The organism is Pseudomonas sp. VS40 (assembly GCF_018587885.1).
Lineage (GTDB): Bacteria > Pseudomonadota > Gammaproteobacteria > Pseudomonadales > Pseudomonadaceae > Aquipseudomonas > Aquipseudomonas pergaminensis.
The window spans coordinates 983,566-1,008,747 of the sequence record NZ_JAGYWD010000001.1 but is presented as its reverse complement, the minus strand read 5'-3'; the positions used below and the strand labels follow the sequence as shown (position 1 = coordinate 1,008,747).

Genomic DNA, 25,182 nt, shown 5'->3' with positions numbered 1-25,182 from the left:
CCGCATTCGCGAGCAAGCCCGCTCCCATAGTTTTTACCGCATTACAGGTTGAGGGTCAGGCTGACCGTGAGATTGCGCGGTTCACCGGGGTTGATCCAATAGTTGCTGTACGACCGCTCGTAGTACTTCTCATCGAACAGGTTGTTGAGGTTCAGCCCCACAGTGACGTTGTCCGTAGCCTTGTAATGGGCCAGCAGATCAACGGTGTGGTAGGCCGGCAGCTCAAAACCCGTGCCGGCCTCACCGGAGCGATCACCCACATAGGTAAACGCCGCACCCAGGTCTGAGCCGCGCAATGCGCCGTTCTGGAATTCATACACCCCCAATAGGCTGCCGCTGCGCTTGGCCACGCCAAGGATCCGGCTGCCAGCAGGGATGGCCTTATTGCCCTTGGTCACTTCGGCGTCGATGTAGGCAAACGCGCCAATCACCCGCACGGCATCGGTCACTTGCCCGGTCAGTTGCAGGTCCAGGCCCTGGCTACGGGCTTTTCCCGCTGCACGGTTGAGATTGGTGGCCGGGTCGAGGGTGAGCACGTTTTCCTTTTCGATATGAAATGCCGCCAGTGTCGCGCTGAGGCGGTCGTCGAACAGCTCGCTCTTGATTCCGACTTCGTAGCCCACGCCTTCTTCGGGCTTGAAGGATTTGTTCTTGGCGTCCAGGCCGCTATTGGGCTTGAACGACGTTGAGGCATTGGCGAACACCCCGACTTGCGGTGTGAGCTGATAGAGCAGGCCGGCGCGCTGGGTAAGGGCGTCGTGGGTCTGCTTGCTCTTGGCGTGGTTGCGGGTGAAATCGTCGAGGCTTTGCTCGACATGCTCGAAACGCGCGCCGACCATGCCGCGCAGACGGTCGGTGAAGAGGATCTGGTCCTGCAGGTTCAGCGCTTGGCTTTTGGTCTGTTCGAAGAAGTCAGTGCCGGAGCGCGCGCCGTTAGGTTTGGGTTGGCCGTAGACCGGGTTGTAGATGTCGATGGGGTAGCGGCTACCGCCAATCGCAGTGACGCGTTCTTTCTTGCGGTAGTCCTCGTATTCGGTACCGATCAGCAACTCGTGCTGCCAACTGCCGATATCGAACATTCCCCGCAGTTCAAGCTGGGTGATGCTGTCGTGCCAACCCGTGGAGCGTTCGCGGTAGCGGCGGTCGAGGGTGTGGCCGTCGGCATTCAGCGCGCGGTTTTCCGAGGCGTCGCCCCACAGGCTGCCTTGCTTGTAGTGGCTGGCCAGACGCAGTTTCCAGGCGTCGTTGAGGTGGTGTTCGAGGGTCGCCTGAATGCGGTTGTTGTGGTTGTCGATATCGCCATCGTTGGGTTCGCCGAGGAAGGTGGAGCGGGATACGCCGCTGGCGTCGACAATGCCGCGGTCGAAGGTGGAGCTGTGGCGCACGAACTCGCTTTCCACCAACAGGCTGGTGTCCGGGTCCAGTTGCCAACTGAACGAAGGCGCGACAAATACCCGCTTGCTTTGCACGTGGTCGCGGAAGCTGTGGTTGTCTTCTACCGCCAGGTTGACCCGAGTCAGCACCTTGCCTTCGCTGTCCAGCGGGGTGTTGACGTCAATGGCCGTGCGATAACGGTCCCAACTGCCGGCGCTGGTTTGCAGGGTGGTGAAGGCTTCAGGCTGGGGCTTCTTGGTGACGATATTCACCGTGCCGCCAGGATCGCCACGGCCATACAGGCTGGCGGCGGGCCCTTTGAGCACTTCGATGCGCTCGATGTTCGCCGCGTCCGGTGTGCTCGGGTAGCCACGGTTAGCGCTGAAGCCGTCCTGATAGAACTCCGACGTGGTAAAGCCGCGCACGCTGTATTCGTAGAGTGTCAGGCCACCGAAGTTGTTCTGCTTGGACACGCCGCCGGCAAACTCCAGGGCGCGCTCCACGTTGCTGCTGCCCAGGTCTTTGAGCACCGTGGCGGGAATCACGCTGATGGACTGTGGGATATCACGAAGGGCGGTGTCAGTTTTGGTTGCGCTGGCAGAGCGGGTGGCGCGGTAGCCTTTCACCGGAGAGGTCGCGGACTCATAAGCGTCGGTGGTGACGCTGATGGTGTCGAGTTCCAGGGTGTTTTCTTCGGCGAAGGCGGGGTCGAGCAGTAAACCCAAGGCCAGGCCAGCCAAGGGGGCGGTTCTTCGAGACGGCATGATAGAGCGTTCCAATAACGATATTGAAACAATATAACATGACCAATGAGAATGAATTGTTTTGAAATATCAGCTTACAGATGCCCGCGTACGAGCACCTGTGTGCGAGGGGTTATTCCTCTTCCTTGACCGGTGCAGGTGGCGGACGCAGGCCGATTTCCGCCAGCAACTTGATCTCTTTGCCGTTGCGCATCACCTGGATCGCCACCTTATCGGTCGGCTTGATCCGCGCCACCTGGTTCATCGACTTGCGGCCATCACCGGCCGGTTCACCGTTGATGCTGAGGATCACATCCCCCAGTTGCAGGCCGGCTTTCTGCGCCGGGCCGTCGCGGAAGATCCCAGCGACCACGATGCCTGGGCGTCCGGTCAAGCCAAACGACTCGGCCAGCTCCTTGGTCAACGGTTGCACTTCAATCCCCAACCAGCCGCGGATTACCTGGCCGTGCTCGATGATCGACTTCATCACTTCCATCGCCAGCTTCACCGGGATCGCAAAGCCGATGCCCTGGGAGCCGCCGGACTTGGAGAAAATCGCCGTGTTGATACCGGTCAGGTTGCCATTGGCATCCACCAGCGCACCGCCGGAGTTGCCCGGGTTGATCGCGGCGTCGGTCTGGATGAAATCTTCGTAGCTGTTAAGGCCCAGCTGGTTACGCCCGGTGGCGCTGATGATGCCCATGGTCACGGTCTGGCCCACGCCGAACGGGTTGCCGATGGCCAGCGCCACATCGCCCACGCGCAAACCGTCGGAACGGCCGAGGGTGATCGAAGGCAGGCTCTTGAGGTCGATCTTCAGGACTGCGAGGTCGGTTTCCGGGTCGCTGCCCACCACACGGGCCAGGGTTTCGCGACCGTCGCGCAGGGCCACTACAATCTGGTCGGCGCCGGTGGTCACGTGGTTGTTGGTGAGGATGTAGCCTTCGGGGCTCATGATCACCCCGGAACCCAGGCTGGACTCCATGCGCCGCTGCTTGGGCCCGTTGTCGCCGAAGTAGCGGCGAAACTGCGGGTCTTCAAACAGCGGGTGCGCCGGTTTGTTGATGACCTTGGTCGTGTACAGGTTGACCACCGCCGGGGCAGCAATGGTGACCGCGTCGGCATAGGTCACCGGGCCTTGCACCACCGCGTTGCTCTGCGGCGCCTGCTGCAGGTTTACATCAAGGCTGGGAAGACCCACCAGCTCCGGGAAACGCTGAATAATCAACATCGCGATCAGCACGCCAGCCAACAATGGCCATCCAAAAAAACGCAGCGCCTTGAGCATCAAGTAAGTCCTGACAGGTTGCAGGGGGCGGGAGAGCGCCCATAATGTCGCGCATTATACGAGGCTGCGAGCGCCTTCGAACGGGATATTTAGGAGTCTTTTATGGCCGTCCCCCTTACCACCCTCGTCGAGGAAGCGGACCGCTACCTCGGCAGTGCAAAAATTGCCGATTATTGCCCCAATGGCCTGCAGGTCGAGGGCCGCCCTCAAGTGATGCGCATCGTCAGCGGCGTGACCGCCAGCCAGGCCTTGCTGGATGCTGCCGTCGAAGCCCAGGCCGATTTGATCCTGGTGCACCACGGCTATTTCTGGAAAGGCGAAAACCCCTGCATCACAGGGATGAAGCAGCGTCGCCTCAAGACGCTGCTCAAGCACGACATCAGCCTGTTGGCCTACCATCTGCCGTTGGACTTGCATCCCGACGTCGGTAATAACGTGCAACTTGCCCGTCAGTTGGATATCACCGTCGAAGGCCCGCTGGACCCGAGCAACCCCAAGATCGTCGGACTGGTCGGCTCCCTCGCCGAGCCCCTGTCGCCCCGTGATTTCGCCCGCCGTGTGCAGGAGGTCATGGGTCGTGAACCGCTGCTGATCGAAGGCAGCGAAATGATCCGCCGTGTCGGCTGGTGCACCGGCGGTGGCCAGGGCTACATCGACGACGCGATTGCGGCCGGTGTCGACCTGTACCTGAGCGGTGAAGCCTCCGAGCAAACTTTTCACAGCGCCCGCGAAAACGACATCAGCTTCATCGCCGCCGGCCACCACGCCACCGAGCGCTACGGCGTACAGGCCCTGGGCGATTACCTGGCGCGGCGCTTTGCCCTGGAGCATCTGTTCATCGATTGCCCCAACCCGATTTGAGGCCAAACCTGAGGGCATATTCATATACCGTTTCGATCTAGATGGCTCCCTGAATAGAAGCAGGTGCTGTGCTAGCATGCCCCGCTCGAACACGGCCCGCTGGCCGTCCATAAGATCGTTTTTCCGTGAGTAACCATGGTCGACAAACTGACGCATCTGAAACAGCTGGAGGCGGAAAGCATCCACATCATCCGCGAGGTCGCCGCCGAGTTCGACAACCCGGTGATGCTCTACTCGATCGGTAAAGACTCCGCCGTGATGCTGCACCTGGCACGCAAGGCCTTTTTCCCGGGCAAACTGCCGTTCCCAGTGATGCACGTCGACACCCGCTGGAAATTCCAGGAGATGTACAAGTTCCGCGACAAGATGGTCGAGGAGCTGGGCCTGGACTTGATCACCCACGTGAACCCGGACGGCGTGGCGCAGGGCATCAACCCCTTCACCCACGGCAGCGCCAAGCACACCGACATCATGAAGACCGAAGGCCTCAAACAGGCCCTGGACAAGCATGGTTTCGACGCGGCCTTTGGCGGCGCCCGTCGCGATGAAGAGAAATCCCGCGCCAAAGAGCGCGTGTACTCGTTCCGCGACAGCAAACACCGCTGGGACCCGAAAAACCAGCGCCCCGAGCTGTGGAACGTCTACAACGGCAACGTCAACAAGGGTGAGTCCATCCGCGTGTTCCCGCTGTCCAACTGGACCGAGCTGGACATCTGGCAGTACATCTACCTCGAAGGCATCCCGATCGTGCCGCTGTACTTCGCCGCCGAGCGTGAAGTGATCGAGAAGAACGGCACGTTGATCATGATCGACGACGACCGCATCCTCGAGCACCTGTCCGACGAAGACAAAGCCCGAATCGTCAAAAAGAAAGTACGTTTCCGTACCCTTGGCTGCTACCCGTTGACGGGCGCGGTGGAGTCCGAAGCCGAGACGCTGACGGACATCATTCAGGAAATGCTCCTGACGCGAACTTCCGAGCGCCAGGGCCGTGTCATCGACCACGATGGTGCAGGCTCGATGGAAGATAAAAAACGTCAAGGCTATTTCTAAGGGGCTGTCATGTCGCATCAATCTGATTTGATCAGCGAGGACATCCTCGCCTACCTGGGCCAGCACGAGCGCAAGGAAATGTTGCGCTTCCTGACCTGTGGCAACGTCGACGACGGCAAGAGCACCCTGATTGGGCGCCTGCTGCACGACTCCAAGATGATCTACGAAGATCACCTGGAAGCCATCACCCGCGATTCGAAGAAGTCCGGCACCACGGGCGATGATATCGACCTGGCACTGCTGGTCGACGGCCTGCAGGCCGAGCGTGAGCAAGGCATCACCATCGACGTTGCCTACCGCTACTTCTCCACCGCCAAACGCAAATTCATCATCGCCGACACCCCCGGCCATGAGCAGTACACCCGCAACATGGCCACCGGTGCCTCTACCTGTGACCTGGCGATCATCCTGATCGACGCCCGCTACGGCGTGCAGACCCAGACCCGTCGCCACAGCTTTATCGCCTCGTTGCTGGGCATCAAGCACATCGTGGTGGCCGTCAACAAGATGGACATCAATGGCTTCGACCAGAGCGTATTCGAGCAGATCAAGGCCGATTACCTGAAGTTCGCCGACGGTATCGCGTTCAAGCCGAGCACGCTGGCGTTCGTGCCGATGTCGGCGCTCAAGGGCGACAACGTGGTGAACAAGAGTGAGCGTTCGCCTTGGTACACCGGGCAGTCGCTGATGGAGATCCTCGAAACCGTCGAGATCGCCAACGACCGCAACTACACCGACCTGCGTTTCCCGGTGCAGTACGTCAACCGTCCGAACCTGAACTTCCGTGGTTTTGCCGGCACCTTGGCCAGCGGCATCGTGCACAAGGGCGACGAAGTCGTGGTGCTGCCGTCGGGCAAGAGCAGCCGCGTCAAATCCATCGTCACCTTTGAAGGTGAGCTGGAACACGCCGGCCCAGGCCAGGCCGTGACCCTGACCATGGAAGACGAGATCGACATCTCCCGTGGCGATCTGCTGGTGCATGCCGACAATGTGCCGCAAGTGACCGATGCCTTTGACGCCATGCTGGTGTGGATGGCCGAAGAGTCGATGCTGCCGGGCAAAAAATACGACATCAAGCGCGCCACCAGCTACGTGCCGGGTTCCATAACCAGCATCGTGCACCGCGTGGATGTGAACACCCTGGCCGAAGGCCCGGCGAGTTCGCTGCAGTTGAACGAGATCGGCCGGGTCAAGGTCAGTCTCGACGCCGCCATCGCCCTGGACGGTTACGACAGCAACCGCACCACTGGCGCGTTCATTGTTATCGACCGCCTGACCAACGGCACCGTGGCGGCGGGCATGATCATCGCACCACCGGTCACCCACGGCAGCTCGGCGCAGCACGGCAAGCTGGCTCACGTGGCCACCGAAGAGCGCGCACTGCGCTTTGGTCAGCAACCGGCTACCGTGCTGTTCAGCGGCCTGTCGGGCGCTGGCAAGAGCACCTTGGCCTACGCGGTTGAGCGCAAGCTCTTCGACATGGGCCGTGCGGTATTCGTACTGGATGGCCAGAACCTGCGTCACGACCTGAACAAAGGCTTGCCGCAGGACCGCGCCGGTCGCACCGAGAACTGGCGTCGTGCCGCTCACGTGGCACGCCAGTTCAACGAAGCCGGCCTGCTGACCCTGGCTGCCTTTGTGGCGCCGGATGCGGAAGGCCGTGAACAGGCCAAGGCGCTGATCGGCGCTGACCGCCTGCTGACCGTCTACGTGCAAGCGTCGCCGCTGGTGTGCGCCGAGCGTGATCCGCAGGGCTTGTACGCTGCCGGTGGGGATAACATCCCGGGCGAGTCCTTCCCGTATGACGTGCCGTTGAATGCCGACCTGGTCATCGACACCCAAGCCCTGTCGCTGGAAGAGAGCGTCAAGCAAGTGCTGGAGTTGTTGCGCCAGCGCGGCGCGATCTAACCCTCGCGGCCACAAAAAAGCCCGCCACCGAGTGATCGGTGGCGGGCTTTTTACATATTAACAAATGTGCACACTGCCAATGTGGGAGCTGGCTTGCCTGCGATAGCGGTCTGCCAGTTGATATATTTACAACAGATCCACCGCTTTCGCAGGCAAGCCAGCTCCCACATTTTGATCACTGTTTACCTGGGAAGTCTTTGTGCAGCTTTTCCAGCAGTTGGTCCTTGTCTTCCCACAACCGGTTGATCCAGCCCTGGAACGCCGTCCGATACTCCCCATCCTGCTCATAATTCTTGCCAATGAACGCGGCCGGGATCTGCACTTCTTCGAACTGCACCACCACATCCTTCACATTCCCACACAGCAAATCCCAATACCCAGGACGCCCGGCCGGATAGTGAATGGTCACGTTTACCAGTGACTTCAACTGCTCGCCCATGGCATCCAGCACAAACGCAATGCCGCCAGCCTTGGGCTTGAGCAAGTAGCGAAACGGCGACTTCTGCTGCGCATGCTTGCCTGGGGTAAACCGTGTGCCCTCGGCAAAGTTGAAAATGCCCACCGGGTTGTCGCGAAACTTCGCACAGGTCTTACGGGTGGTTTCCAGGTCCTTGCCTTTCTTTTCCGGGTGTTTTTCCAGGTAGGCCTTGGTGTAGCGCTTCATGAACGGAAAGCCGAGCGCCCACCACGCCAGGCCAATCACCGGCACCCAGATCAGCTCCTGCTTGAGGAAGAATTTCAGCGGTCGAATACGGCGGTTCAGCACGTATTGCAACACCATGATGTCGACCCAGCTCTGGTGGTTGCTGGTCACCAGGTACGAGTGCTGGTAATCAAGGCCTTCAAGCCCGGTCAGGTGCCAGCGGGTGCGGCGTACCAGGTTCATCCAGCCCTTGTTGTTGGTCACCCACGCCTCATGGGTGTGGTTCATCAGCCATTCGCTGAAACGCTTGGCAAATGGCAGCGCCTTGAACAGCGCCACGATAAACAGGAACGAACACAGCAGGATCGTGTTCAGCGCCAGCAACAGCGAAGCGATCACCCCGCGCACGGCGGCAGGTAGAAAATCCAGCATTTAGATATCCATAGGTCGGTTGGCGGCTTGGATCGCGGTGAGCGCGATGGTGTACACGATGTCGTCTACCTGGGCGCCACGCGGCAGGTCGTTGACCGGCTTGCGCAGGCCCTGGAGCATTGGACCCAGGCTTACGCAATCGGCGCTGCGCTGCACGGCCTTGTGCGTGGTGTTGCCGGTGTTGAGGTCGGGGAACACAAACACTGTAGCCTTGCCGGCGACCTGGCTGTTGGGGGCCAGTTGCCGGGCCACGTTCTCGTTGGCGGCAGCGTCGTATTGCAGCGGCCCGTCGATCAGCAGCGAGCTTTGTTGCTCGTGGGCGAGCAGGGTGGCTTCGCGGACTTTTTCCACTTCCTCGCCGCTGGCCGAGTCACCGCTGGAATAGCTGATCATCGCCACCCGCGGGGTGATGCCGAACGCGGCCGCCGAGTCGGCGCTTTGCAGGGCAATCTCCGCCAGTTCGGCGGCGCTCGGGTGCGGGTTCATCACGCAGTCGCCGTACACCAGCACCTGTTCGGGGAACAGCATGAAGAACACCGACGACACCAGGGTGCAGCCCGGCGCGGTCTTGATCAGCTGCAGGGCAGGGCGGATGGTGTTGGCGGTGGAGTGAATGACGCCGGAGACCAGGCCGTCCACTTCATCCAGCGCGAGCATCATGGTGGCGATCACCACCGTGTCTTCCAATTGCTGCTCGGCCATCGGCGCGTTGAGGCTCTTGCTCTTGCGCAGCGCCACCATCGGCTCGACGTAGCGTTGGCGAATCAGGTCCGGGTCTAGAATCTCCAGGCCTTCGGGAAGTTCGATGCCCTGGGCGCGGGCGACGGCTTCCACGTCTGCCGGCTTGGCCAGCAGCACGCAGCGGGCAATGCCCCGCGCCTGGCAGATGGCGGCGGCTTGCACGGTCAGTGGCTCGCTGCCTTCGGGCAGCACGATGCGTTTGTTGGCCGCCTGTGCACGCTGGATCAACTGGTAGCGGAACACTGCGGGTGACAGGCGCATTTCCCGTGGCGTGCCGCAGCGTTGGTGCAGCCAGCGCGCATCGAGGTGGCTGGCGACGAAGTCGGTGATGATCTCCGCACGCTCGCGGTCATCGATGGGGATTTCTTTGTTGAGGCTGTTGAGTTGGTTGGCGGTGTCGTAGGAGCCGGTGCTCACTGATAGCACAGGCAGCCCGGCCTGGAAGGCGCCACGGCACAACTCCATGATGCGCGGGTCGGGCAGGGTGTCGCTGGTCAGCAACAGGCCGGCCAGGGGCACGCCGTTGATCGCCGCGAGGCTGACAGCGAGGATGATGTCGTCGCGGTCGCCGGGCGTCACCACCAGCACGCCGGGCTTGAGCAGCTCCACGGTGTTGCGCATGGTGCGGGCGCAAATGATGATCTTGGTCATGCGCCGGGTTTCGTAGTCGCCGGCGTTGAGGATCTGCGCGCCCATCAGGTCGGCGACGTCGCGGGTGCGCGGCGCGTTGAGTTCCGGCTGGTAGGGAATGCAGCCGAGCAGGCGGAAATCACCGCTGCGCAACAATGGCGAATGTTCTTTGAGGCGTGCCGAGAAAGCCTCCATGCTTTCGTCGGTGCGCACCTTGTTGAGGATCACGCCGAGTACTTTCGGGTCTTTCGGGCCGCCGAACAGCTGGGCCTGCAGTTCCACGCGCCCGGAGAGCTCGGTGAGCACTTCGTTTTCCGGGGCGGACACCAGGATCACTTCCGCATCCAGGCTCTTGGCCAGGTGCAGGTTGACCCGCGCCGCATAGCTGGCGCTGCGGGTGGGCACCATGCCTTCAACGATCAGCACGTCCTTGCCCACGGCCGCTTGCTGGTACAGCGTGATGATTTCTTCGAGCAGTTCGTCGAGCTGGCCGTCACCGAGCATGCGCTCTACATGGGCCAGGCCCAGGGGTTGTGGCGGCTTGAGGCCGTGGGTGCGCGCCACCAGTTCGGTGGAGCGCTCGGGGCCGGTATCGCCGGGATGTGGCTGGGCAATCGGCTTGAAAAAGCCGACTTTCAGCCCGGCCCGCTCAAGGGTACGCACCAGCCCAAGGCTGATGGAGGTCAGACCCACACCAAAATCGGTGGGCGCGATAAAAAAAGTCTGCATGCGAATTCTCTGGAGGTGCATGGCTTGGGTGGCGCTCTATGGCTGAGCGTCTACCGCGAATCAAGCGCCAAGGTTATCGTTATTCGCGCTCCTGCGCACACCAGCCGCAGGCAAAGGGCTGGCCTATTTTTTCAAGGCGTTGCGCGGGGTCGAGTACCCAGGCGCGGGACTGCCAGGGTGGCTGCTGGCGCAGGTGCTGGGTGTGGCCGCAAGAGAGCTCGGCGACCCAGTGCTGGTCCTCGTCCTGGTGGAACCCGATGATGAAGGATGCCGTTGATCGGTCCCGTCTGTCCGGGTTCTGTTCGCTTTCGGGCAAATCCTTGTTTAGACTTGTCCGTTCTTCATTCTTATGCAAAAGGTCTCGCCCCATGACGATCGCCGCTAACAAGGCTGTCTCCATCGACTATACCCTGACCAACGACGCTGGTGAGGTCATCGACAGCTCCGCCGGCGGCGCGCCGCTGGTCTACCTGCAAGGCGCAGGTAACATCATCCCAGGCCTGGAAAAGGCGCTGGAAGGCAAGAGCGTCGGTGATGAGCTGACCGTTGCCGTAGAACCTGAAGATGCCTACGGCGAGTACTCGGCCGAACTGGTCAGCACCCTGAGCCGCAGCATGTTCGAAGGCGTTGACGAACTGGAAGTGGGCATGCAGTTCCACGCATCCGCGCCGGACGGCCAAATGCAGATCGTCACCATCCGTGACCTGGACGGCGACGACGTTACCGTCGACGGCAACCACCCTCTGGCTGGCCAGCGCTTGAACTTCCAAGTGAAGATCGTTGCCATCCGCGACGCTTCCCAGGAAGAAGTGGCTCACGGCCACGTCCACGGTGAAGGCGGTCATCACCATTGATCGTGGTTTGATCAATAGGTAGCAAAAACGCCCCGACTGGTTCGGGGCGTTTTTTTTGCCTGTGTTTTTTGGTGGACCGGTTTCCTGTGGTGAGCGGGCTTTTTGTGGTGAGCGGGCTTGCCCGCGCTGGGGCGCGAAGCGGCCCTAAAACCTGGGACTGTGTTCTGTCTGGAGGAACGCGTTGAATGTATTGGGGCTGCTGCGCAGCCCAGCGCGGGCAAGCCTGCTCACCACAAAAAAGCCGCACATCCCGCAGGGGGGGATTTTCAGGGCCCAACAAAAATGCCCCGGACCTTTCGGTACGGGGCATTTCTTAACTGTTTCGCAACCAGGGTTGCGTTGCAGTTGTTACCACTTAGGCTGCAGCAGGAACGCTCAGAGCCTTGATGTGGCCATTCAGGCGGCTCTTATGGCGAGCGGCCTTGTTCTTGTGGATGATGCCTTTATCGGCCATGCGGTCGATAACTGGCACAGCCAGAACGTAAGCAGCTTGGGCTTTTTCAGCGTCTTTGGTGTCGATGGCTTTAACTACATTCTTGATGTAGGTACGAACCATGGAACGCAGGCTGGCGTTGTGGCTGCGACGCTTCTCAGCCTGTTTTGCACGTTTTTTGGCGGAAGGTGTGTTGGCCACCGTCGAGCTCCTCGAAAGACTTTTTAGGAAATAGCAAACAAAATAGGCCGCGAATCATGCCGATGACTTGATGGGTTGTCAAGGGCGGCTGATGCGAACTGCTGAGTGGTCGATCTGAAGAGGCGGGTGATTTATTTCCGGCGCTTGACCTGTAAACTCGCGAGCTTTGGCTCTGTGCTGTTGCAGGCGCGCAGTATCGCATAAGTGGGCGCTTTGTTCGCCTGCTCTTTATCTAAAGGCGCAAACTCTTTCAATGAATCTGCTCAAATCGTTGGCCGCCGTCAGCTCTATCACGATGATCTCCCGGGTTCTGGGGTTTGTGCGTGACACCTTGCTGGCGCGCATTTTTGGCGCCAGCATGGCCACGGATGCCTTCTTTATTGCGTTTAAGTTGCCCAACCTGCTGCGACGGATCTTCGCCGAAGGCGCGTTTTCCCAGGCATTCGTGCCGATCCTGGCCGAGTACAAGACCCAGCAGGGCGAGGAAGCCACCCGCACCTTTATTGCCTATGTCTCGGGCCTGTTGACCCTGGTACTGATGCTGGTGACCATCCTTGGCATGCTCGCCGCTCCCTGGGTGATTTGGGCCACGGCCCCCGGTTTTGCCAACACCCCGGAAAAATTCGCGCTGACCACCGATCTGCTGCGGGTGACCTTTCCTTATATATTGCTGATCTCGCTTTCATCCCTGGCCGGTGCGATCCTCAATACCTGGAATCGTTTTTCGGTGCCGGCCTTCGTGCCGACCCTGCTGAACGTCAGCATGATCATCTTCGCGCTGTTCCTTACCCCGTATTTCGACCCACCGGTAATGGCCCTGGGCTGGGCCGTCCTGGCCGGCGGCCTGGCGCAACTGCTCTACCAGCTGCCACACCTGAAAAAGATCGGCATGCTCGTGTTGCCGCGCCTGAACCTCAAGGACACCGGCGTGTGGCGCGTGATGCGCAATATGTTGCCAGCGATCCTCGGCGTGTCGGTCAGCCAGATTTCGCTGATTATCAACACGGCGTTCGCTTCGCTGCTGGTGTCTGGCTCGGTGTCGTGGATGTACTACGCCGACCGCCTGATGGAGTTGCCGTCCGGCGTGCTGGGCGTGGCGCTGGGCACGATTCTGCTGCCGACGCTGGCGCGCACCTACGCCAGTAAAGATCGCCAGGAATACTCGCGCATCCTCGACTGGGGCCTGCGCCTGTGCTTTGTGCTGGTGCTGCCATGCGCCCTGGCGCTGGGGATCCTGGCCGAGCCGTTGACCGTGTCGTTGTTTCAGTACGGACAGTTCGATGCCCATGACGCCTTGATGACGCAGCACGCGCTGGTCGCTTATTCCGTCGGTCTGCTCGGCATTATCGTGATCAAAGTGCTGGCTCCCGGCTTCTATGCCCAGCAAAACATCCGTACGCCGGTCAAAATCGCGATCTTCACCTTGGTCGTCACGCAACTGCTCAACCTGGTGTTTATCGGTCCGCTGGCTCACGCTGGCCTGGCCCTGGCCATCAGTGCCGGCGCATGTATCAATGCCGGGCTGTTGTTTTACCAGCTGCGCAAACAGCAAATGTTTCAGCCGCAGCCAGGTTGGGGCCTGTTTGCCCTCAAGCTGCTGGTGGCGGTGGGGGCGATGTCAGCAGTGCTGCTGGGCTTGATGCACTTTATGCCCGCCTGGGACGAGGGCCATATGCTGGAGCGCTTCCTGCGCCTGGGCGTGCTGGTCGTCGCTGGCGTGGTGGTGTACTTCGGGATGTTGCTGCTGCAAGGCTTCCGGCTGCGGGATTTCAATCGCAAGTCGCTGAGCTAGAGAGTTTGCCGCGATAAAACGGTTGTTTTATCGATTCGATCCATTTGGCCCGTGCTGTTGCCTGTCGTCCGGGGCCGGGTGTGGTTATAATCGACCACTTTATGAGCAAGAAGCGCGTTATGCAGCTGGTTCGAGGTCTCCACAACCTACGCCCCGAGCATCGGGGCTGCGTCGCCACTATTGGCAACTTTGACGGTGTTCACCGTGGCCACCAGGCTATCCTGGCTCGGCTGCGCGAGCGTGCGGTCGAGTTGGGCGTGCCCAGCTGCGTGGTGATTTTCGAGCCACAGCCGCGGGAATACTTCACGCCCGAGACCGCGCCAGCGCGCCTGGCCCGCCTGCGGGACAAGCTGCAACTGCTGGCCGAAGAAGGCGTGGACCGCGTCCTCTGCCTGGCTTTCAACCAGCGTTTGCAAAGCCTGAGCGCCGCCGAGTTCGTCGACCGCATCCTGGTCGATGGCTTGGGCGTGCAGCACCTGGAGGTCGGTGACGATTTCCGTTTTGGTTGCGACCGCGTGGGGGATTTCGATTTCCTGCAGCATGCCGGCGTCAACCAGGGGTTTACCGTCGAAGCCGCGCAAACCGTCGAACTGGACGGCCTGCGCGTGAGCAGTACCCAGGTGCGTAACGCCCTGGCTGCTGCCGACTTCGCCTTGGCCGAGCGGTTGCTCGGCCGCCCGTTCCGCATTGCCGGGCGGGTCCTGCACGGCCAGAAGCTGGCGCGCCAATTGGGCACGCCAACCGCCAACGTGCAACTCAAGCGCCGTCGTGTGCCGCTGACCGGGGTCTACCTGGTGAGCGTCGACATCGACGGCCAATCGTGGCCGGGAGTCGCCAACATAGGCGTCAGGCCCACGGTTGCAGGTGATGGCAAGGCCCACCTGGAAGTACATCTGCTGGATTTTGCCGGTGATCTGTATGACCGGCGTTTGACGGTGGTTTTCCACCAGAAGCTGCGTGAAGAGCAGCGTTTCGCCTCCCTTGAGGCGTTGAAAACGGCGATCAATGCGGATGTCGCCGCCGCCCGTGCACTAGCCGCACCTAGCGCCCATCGCTAACCGAAGAGCCTTAAATGACCGACTATAAAGCCACGCTAAACCTTCCGGACACCGCCTTCCCAATGAAGGCCGGCCTGCCACAGCGCGAACCGCAGATCCTGCAGCGCTGGGACAGTATTGGCCTGTACGGAAAGTTGCGCGAAATTGGCAAGGATCGTCCGAAATTCGTCCTGCACGACGGCCCTCCTTATGCCAACGGCACGATTCATATCGGTCATGCGCTGAACAAGATTCTCAAGGACATGATCCTGCGCTCGAAGACCCTGTCGGGCTTCGACGCGCCGTATGTCCCGGGTTGGGACTGCCACGGCCTGCCGATCGAACACAAAGTCGAAGTGACCTACGGCAAGAACCTGGGCGCGGATAAAACCCGCGAACTGTGCCGTGCCTACGCCACCGAGCAAATCGAAGGGCAGAAGTCCGAATTCATCCGCCTGGGCGTGCTCGGCGAGTGGGACAACCCGTACAAGACCATGAACTTCAAGAACGAGGCCGGTGAAATCCGTGCCTTGGCCGAGATCGTCAAAGGCGGTTTCGTGTTCAAGGGCCTCAAGCCTGTGAACTGGTGCTTTGACTGCGGTTCGGCCCTGGCCGAAGCGGAAGTCGAGTACGAAGACAAGAAGTCCTCGACCATCGACGTGGCCTTCCCGATCGCCGACGACGCCAAGCTGGCCGAGGCCTTTGGCTTGGCAAACCTGGGCAAGCCGGCGGCCATTGTGATCTGGACCACCACCCCGTGGACCATCCCGGCCAACCAGGCGCTGAACGTGCACCCGGAATTCACCTACGCCCTGGTGGACGTCGGTGATCGCCTGCTGGTGCTGGCCGAGGAAATGGTCGAGGCCTGCCTGACCCGCTACGAACTGCAAGGTTCGGTGATCGCGACCACCACCGGCTCCGCGCTGGAACTGATCAATTTCCGTCACCCGTTCTATGACCGCCTGTCGCCGGTGTACCTGGCTGACTACGTCGAGCTTGGTTCGGGTACCGGCATTGTTCACTGCTCGCCGGCCTATGGCGTGGACGACTTTGTCATCTGCAAGAAGTACGGCTTGGTCAACGACGACATCATCAACCCGGTGCAGAGCAACGGCGTGTATGTGCCGTCGCTCGAATTCTTTGGCGGCCAGTTCATCTTCAAGGCCGACCAGCCGATCATCGACAAGCTGCGTGAAGTCGGTGCGCTGATGCAGACCGCCACCATCCAGCACAGCTACATGCACTGCTGGCGCCACAAGACCCCGCTGATCTACCGCGCCACCGCGCAGTGGTTCATCGGCATGGACAAAGAGCCGACCACGGGCGACACCCTGCGTGTACGCTCGCTCAAAGCCATCGAAGACACCCAGTTCGTCCCGGCCTGGGGCCAGGCGCGCCTGCACTCGATGATCGCCAACCGCCCGGACTGGTGCATCTCCCGCCAGCGTAACTGGGGCGTGCCGATCCCGTTCTTCCTGAACAAGGAAAGCGGCGAGCTGCACCCACGCACCGTCGAACTGATGGAAGTCGTGGCCCAGCGCGTTGAACAGGAAGGCATCGAAGCCTGGTTCAAACTGGACGCTGCCGAGCTGCTGGGCGATGAAGCGCCGCAGTACGACAAGATCAGCGACACCCTCGACGTGTGGTTCGACTCGGGTACTACCCACTGGCACGTGCTGCGCGGCTCGCACCCGATGGGTCATGAAACCGGCCCGCGTGCCGACCTGTACCTGGAAGGCTCGGACCAACACCGTGGCTGGTTCCACTCGTCGCTGCTGACCGGTTGCGCCATCGACAACCACGCGCCATACCGCGAACTGCTGACTCACGGTTTTACCGTCGACGAGACGGGCCGCAAAATGTCCAAGTCGCTGAAGAACGTGATCGAGCCGAAGAAGATCAACGACACCCTGGGCGCCGACATCATGCGTCTGTGGGTCGCGTCGACCGACTATTCGGGCGAAATCGCCGTGTCGGACCAGATCCTGCAGCGCAGCGCCGATGCCTACCGCCGCATCCGTAATACCGCACGCTTCCTGCTGTCGAACCTGACCGGCTTCAACCCGGCTACCGACATCCTGCCGGCCGAGGACATGCTCGCCCTCGACCGTTGGGCCGTGGACCGTACCTTGCTGCTGCAACGCGAGTTGCAAGAGCACTACGGCGAATACCGTTTCTGGAACGTCTACTCGAAGATCCACAACTTCTGCGTGCAGGAGCTGGGTGGTTTCTACCTCGACATCATCAAGGACCGCCAGTACACCACCGGCGCCAACAGCAAGGCCCGCCGCTCGGCGCAGACCGCGCTGTTCCACATCTCCGAAGCGCTGGTGCGCTGGATCGCGCCGATCCTGGCCTTCACCGCCGACGAACTGTGGGAATACCTGCCGGGCGAGCGCAACGAGTCGGTGATGCTCAACACCTGGTACGAAGGCCTAACCGAACTACCGGCCGACTTCGAACTGGGCCGTGAGTACTGGGAAAGCGTGATGGCCGTGAAGGTTGCGGTGAACAAGGAGCTGGAAGTGCAGCGTGCGGCCAAGGCCGTCGGTGGCAACCTGCAAGCCGAAGTCACCCTGTTTGCCGAGGAAGGCCTGACCGCCGACCTGGCCAAGCTGAGCAACGAACTGCGTTTTGTGCTGATCACCTCCACCGCGAGCCTGGCACCGTTTGCCCAGGCCCCGGCGGATGCGGTCGCCACTGAAGTGCCGGGCCTCAAGCTCAAAGTGGTCAAGTCCGCCTTCCCTAAATGCGCCCGTTGCTGGCACTGCCGTGAAGATGTCGGCGTGAACCCTGAGCATCCGGAAATCTGTGGTCGTTGCGTCGACAACATCAGCGGTGAAGGCGAGGTTCGTCACTATGCCTAACTCAGCCAGTCGTTTCGGACGTCTGGGCTGGCTCGTGCTGAGCGTGCTGGTCCTGGTCATCGACCAGGTCAGCAAGGCTCACTTCGAAGGCTCCCTGGAGATGTTCCAGCAGATCGTGGTGATCCCGGATTACTTCAGCTGGACCCTGGCCTACAACACTGGCGCCGCGTTCAGCTTTTTGGCGGATAGCGGCGGCTGGCAGCGCTGGTTGTTCGCCTTGATCGCCGTGGTCGTCAGTGCGGTGCTGGTGGTGTGGCTCAAGCGTCTTGGCCGTGATGACACCTGGCTGGCGATCGCCTTGGCGCTGGTATTGGGCGGTGCTCTGGGCAATCTTTACGACCGCATTGCCCTCGGCCATGTGATCGACTTCATTCTGGTGCATTGGCAGAACCGCTGGTACTTCCCGGCGTTCAACTTTGCCGACAGCGCCATCACCGTCGGTGCAATCATGCTGGCGTTGGATATGTTCAAAAGCAAGAAAACCGGAGAGACCGTCAATGACTGATCAGGTATTGGCTGAGCAACGCATCGGCCAGAACACGGAAGTCACTTTGCATTTCGCATTGCGCCTGGAGAATGGCGACACGGTCGACAGCACGTTCGACAAGGCACCGGCCACCTTCAAGGTCGGTGATGGCAACCTGCTGCCGGGTTTCGAGGCGGCCCTGTTCGGCTTCAAGGCTGGCGACAAGCGTACCCTGCAGATCCTGCCGGAAAACGCCTTTGGCCAACCCAACCCGCAAAACGTGCAGATCATCCCGCGTTCGCAGTTCCAGGACATGGACCTGTCGGAAGGCTTGTTGGTGATCTTCAACGATGCGGCGAATACCGAATTGCCCGGCGTGGTGAAAACCTTCGATGACGCGCAAGTGACCATCGACTTCAACCACCCGTTGGCCGGTAAAACCTTGACGTTCGACGTTGAAATCATCAGCGTTAAAGCGATCTAACTGACAAAACCGGCGCCTGCGGGCGCTGGCTTGTGTGGGAGCTGGCTTGCCTGCGATAGCATCACCCTGGTGTACCTGATACACCGAGGTGCCTGCATCGCAGGCAAGCCAGTTCCCACAAGATCCAATTTCTTGCCGAGCAAGACACGAGGCACAGCATGCAAATCAAACTCGCCAACCCCCGTGGCTTCTGCGCCGGCGTGGACCGGGCGATCGAAATCGTCAACCGCGCCCTGGAAGTCTTCGGGCCGCCGATCTATGTGCGCCATGAAGTCGTCCACAACAAATTTGTGGTCGAAGACCTGCGCGCACGCGGTGCCATCTTTGTCGAAGAGCTGGACCAAGTGCCGGACGACGTCATCGTCATCTTCAGTGCCCACGGTGTCTCCCAGGCAGTGCGCACTGAAGCGGCAGGCCGTGGCCTGAAAGTGTTCGATGCTACCTGCCCGCTGGTTACCAAGGTTCACATCGAAGTCGCGCGCTACAGCCGTGACGGTCGCGAGTGCATCCTCATCGGCCATGCCGGTCACCCGGAAGTCGAAGGCACCATGGGGCAGTACGACGCCAGCAATGGTGGGGCGATCTATCTGGTGGAGGACGAAAAAGACGTCGCCAACCTGCAGGTGCAGAACCCCGAACGCCTGGCATTCGTGACCCAGACCACCTTGTCCATGGACGACACCAGTCGCGTGATCGACGCGCTGCGCAGCCGCTTCCCGGCCATTGGTGGGCCGCGCAAGGACGACATCTGCTACGCCACCCAGAACCGGCAGGACGCGGTCAAGCAATTGGCCGATGAATGCGATGTGGTGCTGGTTGTCGGCAGCCCCAACAGCTCCAACTCCAACCGCCTGCGTGAGCTGGCTGAGCGCATGGCCACACCGGCGTACCTGATCGACGGCGCCGAAGACATGCAGCGCAGTTGGTTCGATGGTGTCGAGCGCATTGGCATCACGGCCGGTGCTTCGGCCCCGGAAGTGCTGGTACGTGGGGTTATCCAGCAACTGCACGCCTGGGGCGCTACCGGTGCCGATGAGCTGGCAGGTCGCGAGGAAAACATCACATTTTCCATGCCCAAGGAATTGCGCGTTCGCTCGTTGCTCTGAGTGTCGGGTTGCCGGACCCACTCCGGCACAACGCCTGCTCGGCACTGTCGCTGCGCAGGCTGATGCGCCCGCTGGGCGCCAGCACGATCTGATGCAGGCTCTGCGCCTGATCCCTGGCACACACATGCACGGTGCCGGCACGGAAACCTCCCCCTGAAAATATCGGCTCGCCCAGCCCGCTGAAGCGCACCTGGCTCTTGAGCGGCCCATTGCCCACGATCAAGCCATGGCCGCTGTCCTGGTGAGTCAGCAATACGGGGTTGTCGTCGTCCAGGTGGCCGCGTCCGCTGGCATCCACGATGACGCGCCAGCCCAGGCTCCAATCATCGTTCAATGCGTGAATGACCACCGCTCGATTGCGTGCAATGGCTTCGGTGCGTGCGTAGCGCAGGCCTGCCGCCAATGTTTGTGCCGCGCTGTGGCGTTGCTGTGAGTCCAGCAGGCTCTTGAAGCTCGGCACTGCCAGGATCGCCAGAATGCTGCTCAGGGTCAGTCCGAGCAGCAATTCGATCAGGGTAAAACCGCGTTGGTGCATGTGCCATTCCTCCGTGGATAGGGGTGTCGTCCTAGGTATAGCGTCCAGGCTGAGGCGCTGGATGATGGCCTTTATGTCCAAAGTATTTCCCTTTGTTCCCGGAGCAGCACGGGTGAAAAACCGGCGCTAGTCTTGAGCCGCACAGCAGGTTCTGCCTGCTCTTTTTCGGACTTCGACATGGATGGCGACGGTAATGCTTGCCTGCACGAATACCTGTATTTCTCCCGTTTTATCCCCACGCCAGACCGGAATGACGCTGATCGAAGTGCTTGTCGCCGTGCTGATCCTTGCCATTGGCCTGCTGGGTGCGGCAGTGATCCAACTCAACGCGCTCAAGTACACCGACAGCTCAAGGATGACCAGCCAGGCCAGCTTCATTGCCTACGACATGCTCGACCGGATCCGCGCCAATTCTGGCGCCGACTACGCCTGGGGTCGGGGAGAGCGTGCCCCTGCCAGTGGCGCTACTGGCAGCGTGCGCGATCTGGACCTGCATGATTTCGAGGCCAATATCCTCGGCTTTGCCGGGGAGGGCGCCAAAGGCTCGGTGTCGATCAGCGGCAGTGAGGTAACGGTCAGTATCAGCTGGGATGACAACCGGGGGACCAACACGCCAGGTGCCCGGGAAACCTTCACCCTGACCAGTCGTATCAGCGATGAGTCGGGGGTGGCGGAATGAGGCGTCTTGCTCGCGGTTTCAGTCTGGTGGAGTTACTGCTGGCGTTGGCCATGGGCTTGGTGCTGGTGCTTGGGGGCAGCCAAGTGGTGATTGATTCCAGAGCTACCCACGCCAGCCAGCAGGCAGCCATGTCGCTGCAGGATGATGCGCGGTTCGTGCTGGGCAAAATCATTCAGGACATCCGCCAGGCGGGCATGTTTGGTTGTTTGGCCACAGGCTTTATCGAGAATGCGCCACCGGCCTTTGATCGGCCCGTCAGTTGGGATGGTGGGGCGGGCGCCAAGTCGCTGACGTTGGTGACTGCAGATGCCGGTAATGAAAGCGGCAAGCCTGATTGGACCGTATTGTCCGATTGCACGGGTAGCGCCCAGGCTTACATTGGAAACTCCCCTGCGCCTGCTCCGGGCGAGATCCGTTTTGCATTGCGCCAAGTGACCTACACCTTCGAAGCGGGCCAGCTTAAAGTCAGCACCCCCGCAGCACCCGCCAAGGCCGTGCTGGTGGATAACGTGCAGGCGTTCGAGCTTGGCTTTGGCCTTGCCGCCAAGCCCGCATCACTGCAGGTCGTGCGTTACGACACCGCGCCAGCCGACGCCTCCCTGATACGCAGCGTGCGTATCCAGATGACGCTGCAAGACCCTTCTGGCCGGGTAAAAGCTCAAACCTACAGCGTCGTAGCGGCGTTGCGAAACCAGCTGGGGTAGGGCGGCCATGGTGCTTAGCGAGAGTAATCGTTTAAGGCAGGCGGGCATGGTGCTGCTGATCAGCCTGGTGTTCCTGTTGCTGGTGTCGCTGGTCGGCTTGTCCTCGATGCAAGGTGCACTCATCCAGCAAAAGATCGCCGGCAGCGTCTGGCAGCGCAATCAATCGCTGCAGCGTGCTGAAAGTGGCTTGAGGCTCGGGGAGGCGGCGGTACAGCGGTCATTTACGACGCTGCCGTTGTGTCAATCGATTACCCGATGTGCGCCGCCGGAGGCTGCATTTTCAGTGTCCGGGCCCGGCGCGGACCCTGTTTCAGGCGTTAGCTGGGTGGCGCTGAAAGGCGGTGTATACGGCCTTCAATCCCTTGGGCCGGCGGTCGGGGTGGCGCATTTACCGCCGCACATGCCGGCTTCGGTGTATCGAGTGACGGCTGTTGGCCTCAGCGGCCAATTGCGCACGGTGCTGGAGAGCGTCTATGCGCGAGTAGAGGAGCAGGGCGGCTCGCGTTTTCGGCGAGTGGCGTGGCGGCAACTTCAATAAGGAGCACTGCAATGGGCATGGACAGCCAGGGGTTTACCTTGATCGAGTTACTGATCGCGGTTGCGATCATCTCGGTGTTGGCGGGGATTGCTTACCCCGGATACACCGGCCATATGAAAAAAGTGTATCGCGCTGAAATCGTGGCGCTGTTGACCGGGCAGGCTCAGCATCTGGAGCGCTTTTACGCGAGGAACGGTACTTTTATTGATGCAAGCGGCGTCAGTGCGGGCAATGATCGCTATAGAATCAGCGCTGCGTTGAACCCTCAGGATTTCCAGTTGGTGGCGACGCCTGCTATCGGCTCGATGATGGCTGGTGACCCTTGCGGTGATTTCGTCCTGACCAGCGCCGGCACGCGCAGCAACCCCGGTGCAATACCAGAAATGTCGCGCAAGCTGTGCTGGGGGCAATGATGAGGGGGCTGGACGACTGGGCGCCGGGCGCGCTTGTTCCTATTTATCGGCTGGATCAAATGATGGCAGAGCAACAGCAGGTAGTGATTGTCGGTGGCGGTGTCATCGGCTTGTTGACGGCGTTCAACCTGGCGACCCAAGGGCAAGCGGTGGTGCTATTGGAGCGCGCGGGGTTGGGGCAGGAATCTTCCTGGGCGGGCGGCGGCATTGTCTCGCCCCTCTATCCGTGGCGCTACAGCCCGGCAGTCACGGCGCTCGCCCATTGGTCCCAGGATTTTTATCCACAGTTGGCGGAGCGTCTGTTTGCTGCGACGGGCGTCGATCCGGAGGTTCACACCACAGGCCTGTACTGGCTGGACCTGGAGGATGAGGCCGAAGCCCTGGCGTGGGCCGCACGTGAGGGCCGCCCATTGAGCAAAGTCGACGTGTCGGCCGCCCATGACGCCGTTCCGGTGCTGGGCGGCGGGTACTCCCAGGCGATCTACATGGCCAACGTCGCCAATGTGCGCAACCCACGCTTGGTCAAATCCCTCAAGGCCGCACTGCTGGCCCTGCCTGGCGTAACCCTTCATGAGCAATGCGAAGTGACCGGGTTTGTTCTGGATGCTGGCAATGTCGTGGGCGTAAACACGGCTGATGGCCCGATCTTCGGCGATCAGGTTGTATTGGCGGCGGGCGCCTGGAGTGGTGAGTTGCTCGGCACATTAGGCCTGTCATTGCCGGTGGAGCCGGTCAAGGGCCAGATGATTTTGTACAAGTGCGCCTCGGACTTCCTGTCGAGCATGGTGCTGGCCAAGGGTCGATATGCGATCCCGCGGCGTGACGGGCACATACTGATCGGCAGTACCCTGGAGCACGAAGGTTTCGACAAGACCCCGACCCAGAACGCACTGGAAAGCCTCAAGGCATCAGCGGTGGAGCTGATTCCCGCCCTGGCGGACGCTGAAGTGGTGGGGCACTGGGCCGGACTGCGCCCCGGGTCTCCGGAAGGCATTCCGTATATCGGCCAAGTGCCAGGCTTCAAGGGCTTGTGGCTCAACTGCGGGCATTACCGCAATGGCCTGGTGCTTGCGCCAGCCTCCTGCCAGTTGTTTACCGATTTACTGCTGGCACGTGCGCCGATCATCGACCCGGCGCCGTATGCACCCGAAGGTCGGATCAACGCTGGATAGACTTCGGCCCCTGCTCCAGATGGGCCTGGGTGCAATACCACCCTTGGCGCGAGCTTAGGGCGCGATCCTGCGGCAAGTGCACGCCGCAGTGGGCGCAGCGCACCATCAGGGCCGCGCCAGGCTCACTGGAGCGTTGCTGTTTGGCGGCCGGGCTTTTGAATTTGCGCCAGAACCATACTGCGGCGGCAATGACGGCAATCCAGAACAATAGACGAAGCATGATGGGCAGTTTCTCGACAGGGAATGCGCCAGTTTAGCCAAGGACGTGCCAGGCGCACAGCGCAATGATACCGCCCACAAAAAAGGAGCCTCGAAAGGCTCCTTTTTGATGACGCCGGTGCAATCAGTCGAACACACCAAAGGTCATGTAGCTGAACCACGAGCGATCCTGGTTGTTGCCCAAGGCTTGCGGTTCTTCCTCTTCGATCACGTCGCCGTTCTCGTCGTGGGGCTTGAGCTCCGAAGGAATGGCATCCTTGGCGTCCTGGTACTGCTTGATCACGTCCTGGTTGGCACGGGTTTCGCCCGGCGGCAGCGGTGGACGGGACTCGATCAGGCCCAGGGTGTACTTGCTCAGCCACGAACGGTTGTCGGCTTCGTCAACCTGAGGCACGAACTGGCCGTCTTTCAGGCTTGGGTGGTCCGGGTAGTTGAGCTTGAGGGTTTCCAGGCTGGTGCTGGCCAGCTCGTCCAGGTGCAGACGCTGGTAAGCCTCGGTCATCACCGCCAGGCCGTCACCCACGGATGGGGTTTCCTGGAAGTTCTCAACCACATAACGGCCACGGTTGGCGGCAGCTACGTAAGCCTGACGGGTCAGGTAGTAGTGGGCCACGTGGATCTCGTAGGACGCCAGCAGGTTGCGCAGGTAGATCATGCGCTGCTTGGCGTCCGGCGCGTAGCGGCTGTTGGGGTAGCGGCTGGTCAGCTGGGCGAACTCGTTGTAGGAGTCGCGGGCGGCACCCGGGTCACGCTTGGTCATGTCCAGCGGCAGGAAGCGCGCCAGCAGGCCGACGTCCTGGTCGAACGAGGTCAGGCCCTTCATGTAGTAGGCGTAGTCCACGTTCGGATGCTGCGGGTGCAGGCGGATGAAACGCTCGGCGGCGGACTTGGCAGCTTCCGGCTCGGCGTTCTTGTAGTTGGCGTAGATCAGCTCGAGCTGGGCCTGGTCGGCGTAGCGCCCGAACGGATAGCGCGACTCCAGCGCCTTCAGCTTCGCTGTGGCGCTGGTGTAGCTATTATTGTCCAAGTCTTTCTGAGCCAGTTGATACAACTCGACTTCGCTCAGGTTTTCGTCGACGACTTCCTTTGTTGACGAGCAAGCAGCAGTCATGGCGAGGATGGCGATCAGCAGCAGGTGTTTCACTTGCATGGCGGCTTGCGTCCCTATGACGGCCGCTGTCTTGGGCGGGGCCGTCCTGTTATGATGAGCGCCCCGTTGAAAGCCTCGGGGCAAAAGACGCCGTATTTAACCACAAGCGCGCAGCCGAAACCAAAGGCTG

At 61.0% G+C, this 25,182-nt stretch carries 24 protein-coding genes; 15 read left to right on the top strand and 9 right to left on the bottom strand.

Translation table 11 applies throughout. From position 1 onward, the window contains the following. Window positions 1-41: 41 nt before the first annotated feature. Window positions 42-2,138, bottom strand: a complete 2,097-nt coding sequence (locus KHP07_RS04590; RefSeq protein ID WP_214496659.1) for a TonB-dependent siderophore receptor — start codon at window positions 2,136-2,138, stop codon at window positions 42-44. A gap of 112 nt (window positions 2,139-2,250) precedes the next feature. Continuing rightward, window positions 2,251-3,405, bottom strand: coding sequence for a Do family serine endopeptidase AlgW (algW, locus tag KHP07_RS04585; RefSeq protein WP_034102043.1), 1,155 nt, complete (start codon window positions 3,403-3,405; stop codon window positions 2,251-2,253). Window positions 3,406-3,507: 102 nt separating this feature from the next. Between algW and KHP07_RS04580 the strand changes: the two genes are divergently transcribed. From KHP07_RS04580 to cysN, 3 genes are all read left to right on the top strand, one after another. Further along, window positions 3,508-4,266, top strand: a complete 759-nt coding sequence (locus KHP07_RS04580) for a Nif3-like dinuclear metal center hexameric protein (RefSeq protein ID WP_016977054.1) — start codon at window positions 3,508-3,510, stop codon at window positions 4,264-4,266. 135 nt (window positions 4,267-4,401) lie between these two features. Continuing rightward, window positions 4,402-5,319: a sulfate adenylyltransferase subunit CysD gene (gene cysD, locus KHP07_RS04575; protein WP_005784641.1), complete on the top strand. Its 918-nt coding sequence runs from the start codon at window positions 4,402-4,404 to the stop codon at window positions 5,317-5,319. A gap of 9 nt (window positions 5,320-5,328) precedes the next feature. Continuing rightward, a complete protein-coding gene (gene cysN, locus KHP07_RS04570) occupies window positions 5,329-7,227 on the top strand; it encodes a sulfate adenylyltransferase subunit CysN (protein WP_214496658.1) in 1,899 nt (632 codons plus the stop codon). 175 nt (window positions 7,228-7,402) lie between these two features. Here cysN and yihG read toward each other — a convergent pair whose 3' ends face one another. The 3 genes from yihG to KHP07_RS04555 form a co-directional block, all read right to left on the bottom strand. Then, the gene (gene yihG, locus KHP07_RS04565; protein WP_099494004.1) at window positions 7,403-8,302 is read right to left on the bottom strand and encodes a 1-acylglycerol-3-phosphate O-acyltransferase, YihG family; all 900 of its coding nucleotides are present in this window, start codon (window positions 8,300-8,302) and stop codon (window positions 7,403-7,405) included. Beyond that, window positions 8,303-10,402 (bottom strand): phosphate acetyltransferase, encoded by a 2,100-nt coding sequence (gene pta, locus KHP07_RS04560; RefSeq protein WP_025856577.1) that lies wholly within the window; start codon window positions 10,400-10,402, stop codon window positions 8,303-8,305. Between the two features lie 79 nt (window positions 10,403-10,481). Beyond that, a complete protein-coding gene (locus tag KHP07_RS04555) occupies window positions 10,482-10,772 on the bottom strand; it encodes a DUF3565 domain-containing protein (RefSeq protein ID WP_214496702.1) in 291 nt (96 codons plus the stop codon). Here KHP07_RS04555 and KHP07_RS04550 point away from each other — a divergent pair. Then, entirely contained in the window at window positions 10,771-11,256 is a 486-nt protein-coding gene (locus KHP07_RS04550) for an FKBP-type peptidyl-prolyl cis-trans isomerase (protein WP_027606858.1), read from the top strand. The two genes, KHP07_RS04555 and KHP07_RS04550, sit on opposite strands and share 2 nt — an antisense overlap. A gap of 355 nt (window positions 11,257-11,611) precedes the next feature. Here KHP07_RS04550 and rpsT read toward each other — a convergent pair whose 3' ends face one another. After that, window positions 11,612-11,890: a 30S ribosomal protein S20 gene (rpsT, locus tag KHP07_RS04545; RefSeq protein WP_003188401.1), complete on the bottom strand. Its 279-nt coding sequence runs from the start codon at window positions 11,888-11,890 to the stop codon at window positions 11,612-11,614. 253 nt (window positions 11,891-12,143) lie between these two features. Here rpsT and murJ point away from each other — a divergent pair, with 253 nt between their 5' ends. The 6 genes from murJ (at window position 12,144) to ispH (ending at window position 19,642) form a co-directional block, all read left to right on the top strand. Beyond that, complete coding sequence (gene murJ / locus KHP07_RS04540; protein WP_078046807.1) at window positions 12,144-13,682, top strand: murein biosynthesis integral membrane protein MurJ; 1,539 nt, start codon at window positions 12,144-12,146, stop codon at window positions 13,680-13,682. 119 nt (window positions 13,683-13,801) lie between these two features. Further along, window positions 13,802-14,740, top strand: a complete 939-nt coding sequence (gene ribF, locus KHP07_RS04535) for a bifunctional riboflavin kinase/FAD synthetase (RefSeq protein ID WP_010213269.1) — start codon at window positions 13,802-13,804, stop codon at window positions 14,738-14,740. Between the two features lie 14 nt (window positions 14,741-14,754). Next, the gene (gene ileS / locus KHP07_RS04530; protein ID WP_214496657.1) at window positions 14,755-17,586 is read left to right on the top strand and encodes an isoleucine--tRNA ligase; all 2,832 of its coding nucleotides are present in this window, start codon (window positions 14,755-14,757) and stop codon (window positions 17,584-17,586) included. Further along, window positions 17,579-18,091 carry a signal peptidase II gene (lspA, locus tag KHP07_RS04525; protein WP_078046809.1) on the top strand — a complete coding sequence of 171 codons (513 nt, stop codon included), beginning with the start codon at window positions 17,579-17,581 and terminating at the stop codon, window positions 18,089-18,091. Before ileS ends, lspA begins: the two co-directional genes overlap by 8 nt. 7 nt (window positions 18,092-18,098) lie before the next feature. After that, complete coding sequence (gene fkpB / locus KHP07_RS04520) at window positions 18,099-18,536, top strand: FKBP-type peptidyl-prolyl cis-trans isomerase (RefSeq protein WP_177111390.1); 438 nt, start codon at window positions 18,099-18,101, stop codon at window positions 18,534-18,536. A gap of 158 nt (window positions 18,537-18,694) precedes the next feature. Then, window positions 18,695-19,642, top strand: a complete 948-nt coding sequence (gene ispH / locus KHP07_RS04515; RefSeq protein ID WP_012722142.1) for a 4-hydroxy-3-methylbut-2-enyl diphosphate reductase — start codon at window positions 18,695-18,697, stop codon at window positions 19,640-19,642. Here ispH and KHP07_RS04510 read toward each other — a convergent pair. Further along, window positions 19,596-20,177 carry a GspH/FimT family pseudopilin gene (locus KHP07_RS04510; protein ID WP_214496656.1) on the bottom strand — a complete coding sequence of 194 codons (582 nt, stop codon included), beginning with the start codon at window positions 20,175-20,177 and terminating at the stop codon, window positions 19,596-19,598. The two genes, ispH and KHP07_RS04510, sit on opposite strands and share 47 nt — an antisense overlap. Window positions 20,178-20,370: 193 nt before the next feature. Between KHP07_RS04510 and pilV the strand changes: the two genes are divergently transcribed. From pilV to thiO, 5 genes are all read left to right on the top strand, one after another. Continuing rightward, window positions 20,371-20,856 (top strand): type IV pilus modification protein PilV, encoded by a 486-nt coding sequence (gene pilV / locus KHP07_RS04505; protein WP_214496655.1) that lies wholly within the window; start codon window positions 20,371-20,373, stop codon window positions 20,854-20,856. Then, entirely contained in the window at window positions 20,853-21,560 is a 708-nt protein-coding gene (locus tag KHP07_RS04500) for a PilW family protein (protein WP_214496654.1), read from the top strand. The genes pilV and KHP07_RS04500 overlap by 4 nt, the downstream gene beginning before the upstream one ends. 46 nt (window positions 21,561-21,606) lie before the next feature. Continuing rightward, on the top strand, window positions 21,607-22,098 hold the full coding sequence (locus KHP07_RS04495) for a PilX N-terminal domain-containing pilus assembly protein (protein ID WP_410896867.1): 492 nt from the start codon (window positions 21,607-21,609) through the stop codon (window positions 22,096-22,098). A gap of 11 nt (window positions 22,099-22,109) precedes the next feature. Continuing rightward, complete coding sequence (locus KHP07_RS04490; RefSeq protein ID WP_099494008.1) at window positions 22,110-22,511, top strand: type IV pilin protein; 402 nt, start codon at window positions 22,110-22,112, stop codon at window positions 22,509-22,511. Window positions 22,512-22,573: 62 nt separating this feature from the next. Continuing rightward, window positions 22,574-23,683: a glycine oxidase ThiO gene (thiO, locus tag KHP07_RS04485; RefSeq protein ID WP_214496653.1), complete on the top strand. Its 1,110-nt coding sequence runs from the start codon at window positions 22,574-22,576 to the stop codon at window positions 23,681-23,683. Here thiO and KHP07_RS04480 read toward each other — a convergent pair. Both KHP07_RS04480 and KHP07_RS04475 read right to left on the bottom strand, forming a co-directional pair. Then, window positions 23,670-23,903, bottom strand: a complete 234-nt coding sequence (locus KHP07_RS04480; RefSeq protein WP_214496652.1) for a PP0621 family protein — start codon at window positions 23,901-23,903, stop codon at window positions 23,670-23,672. The two genes, thiO and KHP07_RS04480, sit on opposite strands and share 14 nt — an antisense overlap. Window positions 23,904-24,026: 123 nt before the next feature. After that, the gene (locus KHP07_RS04475) at window positions 24,027-25,052 is read right to left on the bottom strand and encodes an outer membrane protein assembly factor BamD (RefSeq protein WP_078046818.1); all 1,026 of its coding nucleotides are present in this window, start codon (window positions 25,050-25,052) and stop codon (window positions 24,027-24,029) included. Window positions 25,053-25,182 lie beyond the last annotated feature (130 nt).